The sequence below is a fragment of the Veillonella magna DSM 19857 genome, from assembly GCF_000428745.1.
GTDB classification, from domain to species: Bacteria; Bacillota; Negativicutes; order Veillonellales; family Veillonellaceae; genus Veillonella_A; species Veillonella_A magna.
In genome coordinates this window covers 1-6876 of the sequence record NZ_AUAN01000028.1, presented here as the reverse complement: position 1 = coordinate 6876, position 6876 = coordinate 1, and the positions used below count along the sequence as shown (strand labels likewise).

Sequence of the window (6876 nt, the reverse complement as noted above, 5' to 3'; positions counted from 1 at the left end):
GAATAACCGTTTAGAAGGAGGGGTTAATGCTCAGCTTAGAGATATGCTACGTACTCATCGAGGATTATCTCTTGAAAGGCGATTAAAAGCGGTCTATTGGTGGTGCTATATGCATTCGCCAAGACCGCTTTCTCTTTCAGAACTATTAAACGATATGCCTACAGATGAAAGTATATCTGCTATTTATAAGAAAATAACTTGGAACAACAACCGTGTGAACAATACCATACCTAAATGGGGTGACGCAATTGCCTGGAATGAATTGCATATGTCCACGGAACTTCCCACGTATTGGGATTAATTGGAGTTATCCACACACACTTTTTGTCCTATAACCCTTTATTAACCGTTTACTAACTATGTATTAATTGCGTATCGGCTATGACGCGCTCCGGATGAGCAAAGACTAAAAACTCTGTAGGACGTAGCTTATTGACAAGTGTAATTCCGTAGGCATCGGCCAAGGTAATACCCAGCTCTGTGGGCATGGCACGCGAACAGAGAATAGGACAGCCTATGCGGTGAACCTTGCGAATCACCGAGTCCGGTACGCGACCGCTAAAGATGAGTAAAGTATCCGTCGTGTCGATATGCTTCTTGGCGACAATGCCCAGCAGTCGGTCCAATACATTGTGACGGCCCACATCCTCCGCATAGGCTACGACGCAACCGTTTTTGACTATGGCTCCTTCATGAACGCCATGCGATATGTGATGCGCTTTCGTGATAGAGTCCAGCAGTGTACCATAGGAACAAATTTCCTCAGAGGTAACAGACCAATGCGGTGAGGACTTGTGGGTTGTATCAATGCTCGAAGCGGACCGGAGAGTTGTACTGCTAATCGAAACGGACTTGGCAGTTGTATCGACGATTGAAGACGAGCTCCGGCGTTGCATCGTTGCCGTAGCGATAGACGTGCGACGAAGTGTGATGCGATGACTCGTGGCATCTACATCAATGGCAGCGACTTCATCAGGTGATTGGATATAGCCTTCTGCCAGACAATAGCCAAGACCTAATTCATCTAAGTGATGCGGTGACGCGATTACATGCCCCAACGATTGATGATCCAAATACAATTCATAACGCACTTCCCGTGAAATCGAAGTGGCCGCTGACGTGCTCAGTTCGGCATCGTAATGCCAGCACGGATATATATTGGTTTCGGATAACTCGTACATAATAGACCTCCTACGAGACAATCGGATAGTCCGGAGATTACTTCGTTGATGATAGAAAGACTAGTTCATATACATATATAGTAATAGATTATAGGGTTATAATCCATTGCTATATATGCATGGTCGATGAAAGACGACATAATCCTAAATGGTATGCGTAGTGGTAATGGGTGTAAAGTGCGGCATGGTATGCGTTTATTTTTTAGGGAGTCATCAAGGACTGATTGTATTATGGAGATTTATCTTGTTGTATAACATATACGTAAGTGCTGGTTATATAGATGTGTGATGCGTATTTGTACTGATTTGTATACAAAATAATATGAACTTGATAAATACATAACAATAACCATAAAAATTTATTGTGAAAGTACATATTTGTTGACATAAGTACACGGGGGGGGTAATATTTTAGTATAAATAGATATATACAATGAGGGAAACGGCGTATGCTTAAGGAGGTTAGGATGAACAAAATACATCGAGTTATCTGGAGCGGTACACGAAATTGCTTTGTGGTAGTATCGGAATTAGTCAAGGGGCATGTAAAGAGTAGTCACAGAACAACAAAATCTAGGGGGACGGTAGCATTACTGTGCGCCACGCTTTTGTGCAGTGGGGTGACAAGTTATGTAGGGGCTGCGGATGAGACAGTAGGGACAGGCAATGGCGTGGCCTACGGAACAGGATCAGTAGCAACGGATGCAACCAGTACGGCTGTAGGAAGTGGTGCACAGGCAAACGCTGAGAATGCTGTAGCTATTGGTACGGAAGCGATATCGAGTGGGGTAGCCATAGGCGCTAGTAGTAATGCACCTAAGGCAGAAAATATAGCTATTGGGAAAAGTGCCACTGTTAAATATAGCAATGGTGTCTCAACAGCAACTGGTGATATAGCTATTGGGTCGGACGTTACTATTAATAATTATGCTAGCCAAGGTGGTAGTATTGCTATCGGTAAAAATGCGAAAATAGAAAACATGGCCGGCGGTGGCGAAGCTAGTTTTGCCTTTGGACAGACAACATTTAGTGGCAGCACTTTTTCGGCATCTAGAATACCGGAAGATCCGTCAAAAGTAGTTGGAAGTATAGCTATTGGTGATAATGCCTTTGCTCGTACTGGTAGCACCATGATAGGTTCTCATAATTACAAGGGGGAATTAGGTGATACCACTGTTGATACAGCATCAACCAGAACGTATGCATTGAATGTCTATGCCACAACTGTTGGTGCGAACAGCTTTAGCAATGGTGCATTCACTACGACTACAGGGGCTTATAACATTATTTCAAGCAATTATAATGGTGGTCGTTTGGCTAATCCCGTAAAAAATTTAGGGGCCACTATTACTGGTGCACTAAACAGTATTGAGGGAATGAATGGAGAGTATTATTCTGGTATAGCTAACACGATTACCGGTGTGGCTAATAGGACTTCTAACTCGAATGGTTCACTTATATATGGTGCAGGTAATGAAATTACTAATTCTATTGTTACGTTGAAGAAGGCTCCGACCAATAGCGGTGATTCAGCTAAAGAATTTGCTGGAAAAATTAGAACTACAATTAAAGAATCCGATGGCGGCGGAGCGACCATGGCTTTCGGTGGCGGTAACGTAGCCAACTATACAAATCTCACCATGATTACAGGTGTTAATAATACTGTTACAGGTCAAGAAAATGAGGAAGATCCTGGGGAAGTGGTTACCCTTGACTCTGTTATTGGTCATAACAATACCATTACCAAAGCGAGCAAAGTGAAAATCATCGGCAGTAATAATACAGTCGAAAAAGGAGCCAATGACAATATCATCTTCGGCGATAACTATACTCTTAAGAGCGGAAAGACGAACAATGTTATCCTTGGTTCTGCAGAAAAAAACAGAGAACTTGCCGTTTCTAATGCTACAATTCTTGGGTACAATGCGAATGTACAGAAGGAAGGCGGCGTAGCCCTTGGTAGCGAGAGTGTAGCCAGTGTAGATAAAGAAAAAACCGGCTATGATCCTCGTACAGGAACGGAGTATGCATTGTCTGATTCTGACAAGGATTCAGCATATATTTGGCAGAGCACTCGCGCGGCTGTATCGGTAGGGGATCTTGTAGGGGATACGAAGATTACCCGTCAAATCACCGGAGTCGCTGCCGGTACGAATGACACCGATGCTGTCAATGTAGCGCAGTTGAAACGAGCTATGACTACGCCGGTTACATTCTACAGTGGTGGTAGCAAGGATAGTAAAGATGCATATACAAGTGGGAATAAAATTAAAAGCACTATGAATATTAGCCATCTTGCTTTTGACTTTGGCGATGGACTCAAGGTTACTGAAGTAGGCGAAGATAATGATAAACGAATTCTTGTTACCTTAGATAAAAACACGCTCAAAAATGATCCAGACTTTAAAGGACCTAAAGGTGAAGATGGTACCGATGGTAAGTCTGCATATGACGTATGGAAAGAAAACGGCAATGAGGGTAAAACGGAAAAAGAATTTATCGACTCCTTGAAAGGTGAACCGGGTAAAGATGGTGCTGATGGTACTAATGGTGCCGATGGCAAGTCCGCATATGAAGTGTGGAAAGACAATGGTCATCCAAATGGGACCATGGAAGACTATGAGAACGCCATCAAAGGAGAGAAAGGTGAACCGGGTGAACCCGGTACGAATGGCACTAATGGTGCCGATGGCAAGTCCGCATATGAAGTGTGGAAAGACAATGGTCATCCAAATGGGACCATGGAAGACTATGAGAACGCCATCAAAGGAGAGAAAGGTGATCAGGGCGAACCCGGTCAAAATGGTGAAAATGGTAAAGATGGAAAGTCCGCATATGAAGTATGGAAAGAAAACGGCAATCCAGATGGAACCATAGAAGAATATGAGAACGCCATTAAAGGAGAGAAAGGTGAACCGGGTGAAAATGGTGCCGATGGCAAGTCTGCATATGACATCTGGAAGAACAGTGATATAAATAATGCAAATAAAACCGAAAAAGAATTTATCGACTCCTTGAAAGGTGAACCGGGTAAAGATGGTGGCGTAGGTAAAGTTCAAAGTGGGGATTCTAATATTGTTGTTTCCCCTGAGGGAATGGACTCCACTACCCCCTCTAAACCAGCGGAATATAAAGTGTCCTTAAGTAAAAATATTTCTGTGGATAGTGTTACTGCTTCCAAGCAGGTGACGGTAGGCGACACAATAATACAAAACAATTCCATCCACATGGGTAACGAAGGCTCGCTTACTATTGGAAATTCTACAAATACTACTACGGTAAATGCTAATGGTCTTACCATTACGAACGGCCCATCCATTACGACTAACGGCATTGATGCAGGCGGAAAGACAATTTCTAATGTAGCTGGCAGTGAGTTAACAGGTGATTCTACATATGCTGTGAACGGCGGACAGCTGTATACGGTTAGAGAAGATCTTAATAATCGCATTGATGGCGTGGATAAGCACGTAAATGCATTGGATAATCGCATTCGTGAAACCAATCGCCGTGTAGATAAGGTGGGGGCCGGTGCTGCGGCACTCGCTGCATTACATCCTCTCGACTTTGATGCGGATGATAAGTGGAACATTGCTGCCGGGGTAGGTGCGTATAAGGGAACTTCGGCAATGGCCTTAGGTGCTTTCTATCGTCCGAACGAAGTAACGCAGCTTTCCATAGGCGGTGCTTTCGGTAACGGTGAAAACATGTGGAACATGGGTATTAGCTGGCGTACAGGCAGCGGTGAATCGTACAGCGGCAAGTCTAAGGCAGAACTTGTTCGCATGGTAAATGCTATGGAAGCACGCGATGCACAGCAAGATGCCATTATTAAACAGCAACAAGTAGATATTCAGAAACAACAAGAAGGTTTGGCTAAACAAGAAGCTGAAATTAATGAATTGAAGGCAATGGTACAGCAGTTGTTGGCTAAGTAACTTTCATCGGTTACGCTGTAATCTTAGAGGGTATCATAGCCGCTAGGAGAGCAGGTCTTACGAATGCTCTCTGCGCGGCTATGATACCCTCTTTCGCTATATAATAGTAAATTACCGATGATAGTTAATAGCCAAGCAAGATAGGGGGAAGCAGGTCTTGCGAATGCTCTCTGCGCGGCTATGATACCCTCTTTCGCTGTATATATAGTAAATTACCGATGATAGTTAATAGCCAAGCAAGATTAAGGGAAGGCAGGTCTTGCGAATGCTCTCTGCGCGGCTATGATACCCTCTTTCGCTGTATAATAGTAAGTTATCGATGATAGTTAATAGCCAGAGTACTTCCTTATGGCAATGTTTCTTTAAAAATATCTTCCAAGGATATAATGTGGGTGAATGCATAGTAGATAGTTTTTAATAATTGTACCATTAACACTGCGCCGGATCCTTCGCCGAGGGCCATGGAAGCATGAAGCATGACTGACTCCGGTGGTTGGTGGGCAAAGGCAAGTGCCGCTGTCATGCCGGTTTCACGCGATTGGTGTGATGGCAATGCATAGTCGGCGACCTTAGGATCAATGGCATAGGCAGCCGCTAAGGCAACGGCAGTGATAAATCCATCAATGACAAAGGGGAGTTTCTGCTCCAGGCAGGCGAGCATGGAGGAGGTTAAGGCGACGAGGTCAAAGCCACCGACGCAGCGGAGAATGTCCTGCGGCGATGTCATCGCATCGTGATGCAAAGCGAGTCCTCGTCTAACTACATCGCGCTTGATGCGATACGTTTCTTCACTGGCTCCGGATCCGTAGCCTACCGTTTCTTCCGGTGGCAATCCTGTTAAGGCACTCAATACGGCTGCCGAGGTTGTAGTGTTACCGATTCCCATTTCACCGAAGGAAATCAGATTATAACCGGCTTCTTTTTGATGAGTGATAAGCTGAGCGGCTTTGTTCCACACGTGGGTATATTCTTCTTTTGACATGGACGGTTCTTTGGTAAAGTTCTTTGTTCCGGTAGCTGCTTTCAAATTGAGCCCTACCGGTTCAGGATGATTAATTCCCACATCGGCAATGACTAAAGGAATCGTGTTGAAGCGGCAAAAGGCACTGATGGTAGCACCGCCGTGAAGCATGTTCACCGTATGATGATAGGTGATGGACTGGGGATACTGAATATGTGGCTCTTCCGTGATGCCATTGTCGGCACTATACACGATGTGGACGGGGTTAATGCTATCTTCCATGCGCCCCCAAGCCATACATAGTTTGGTGAAAGCCCTTTCCCACTGGGGTAAACTGCCGGGAATGGTGCAACGACTGCTGAGTAAGGCTTCAATATCAGCGCGCAGTGCGTCCGGTGTGTTCTGTTGGATTGTTGATGAGGTTGTGGTTTGATCTGTTTCTTTCATTAAAATCCCTTTCTCACATAAAATAATTAATCTATTACTGCTATATCATGAGTTCCTTCTATACAATCATCATGTACGGTAGGCGTATGCATATATTGTAAAAGATAAAATAGATTTTTTACAAGCGATGTCCATATATCTCAGAGGTCAGGTCTGACGAATGAACACCCAAAAGAAAGGAGACTATCAGCAACGAAAGCTCAGTCTATCGAAGAGCGTTTCTTATGCTGATAGTCTCCTTTCTTCTCCTCGCTAGAAAAAAGTATCCTACGATAGCTATGCAGAATGCCCTTCGTAAGACCGGGCTTCAAAGAGCTATCGTAGGATACTTTTTTATCTATTCATTTCA

3 protein-coding genes and 1 pseudogene are annotated in these 6876 nt (G+C 44.1%); 2 read left to right on the top strand and 2 right to left on the bottom strand.

Annotated elements, in window-relative coordinates; genetic code table 11:
- A pseudogene (locus G344_RS0106855) lies at positions 1-301 on the top strand (IS256 family transposase); the annotation flags it as partial.
- A gap of 52 nt (positions 302-353) precedes the next feature.
- On the opposite strand, the gene G344_RS10935 reads toward G344_RS0106855, so the two are convergent.
- On the bottom strand, positions 354-1181 hold the full coding sequence (locus G344_RS10935; protein ID WP_051245850.1) for a formate dehydrogenase accessory sulfurtransferase FdhD: 828 nt from the start codon (positions 1179-1181) through the stop codon (positions 354-356).
- Between the two features lie 467 nt (positions 1182-1648).
- Between G344_RS10935 and G344_RS11505 the strand changes: the two genes are divergently transcribed.
- Positions 1649-5119, top strand: a complete 3471-nt coding sequence (locus tag G344_RS11505) for an ESPR-type extended signal peptide-containing protein (protein WP_051245848.1) — start codon at positions 1649-1651, stop codon at positions 5117-5119.
- A gap of 346 nt (positions 5120-5465) precedes the next feature.
- Here the strand turns inward: G344_RS11505 and G344_RS0106835 are convergent, their stop codons facing one another.
- Positions 5466-6527, bottom strand: coding sequence for a nicotinate-nucleotide--dimethylbenzimidazole phosphoribosyltransferase (locus tag G344_RS0106835; RefSeq protein WP_051245846.1), 1062 nt, complete (start codon positions 6525-6527; stop codon positions 5466-5468).
- Positions 6528-6876 lie beyond the last annotated feature (349 nt).

Bases quoted from the DNA above. Each gene is read 5' to 3' on its own strand.
- G344_RS11505 (WP_051245848.1), top strand. From the start codon at position 1,649: ATGAACAAAATACATCGAGTTATCTGGAGCGGTACACGAAATTGCTTT.
- G344_RS0106835 (WP_051245846.1), bottom strand. From the start codon at position 6,527: ATGAAAGAAACAGATCAAACCACAACCTCATCAACAATCCAACAGAAC.
- G344_RS10935 (WP_051245850.1), bottom strand. From the start codon at position 1,181: ATGTACGAGTTATCCGAAACCAATATATATCCGTGCTGGCATTACGAT.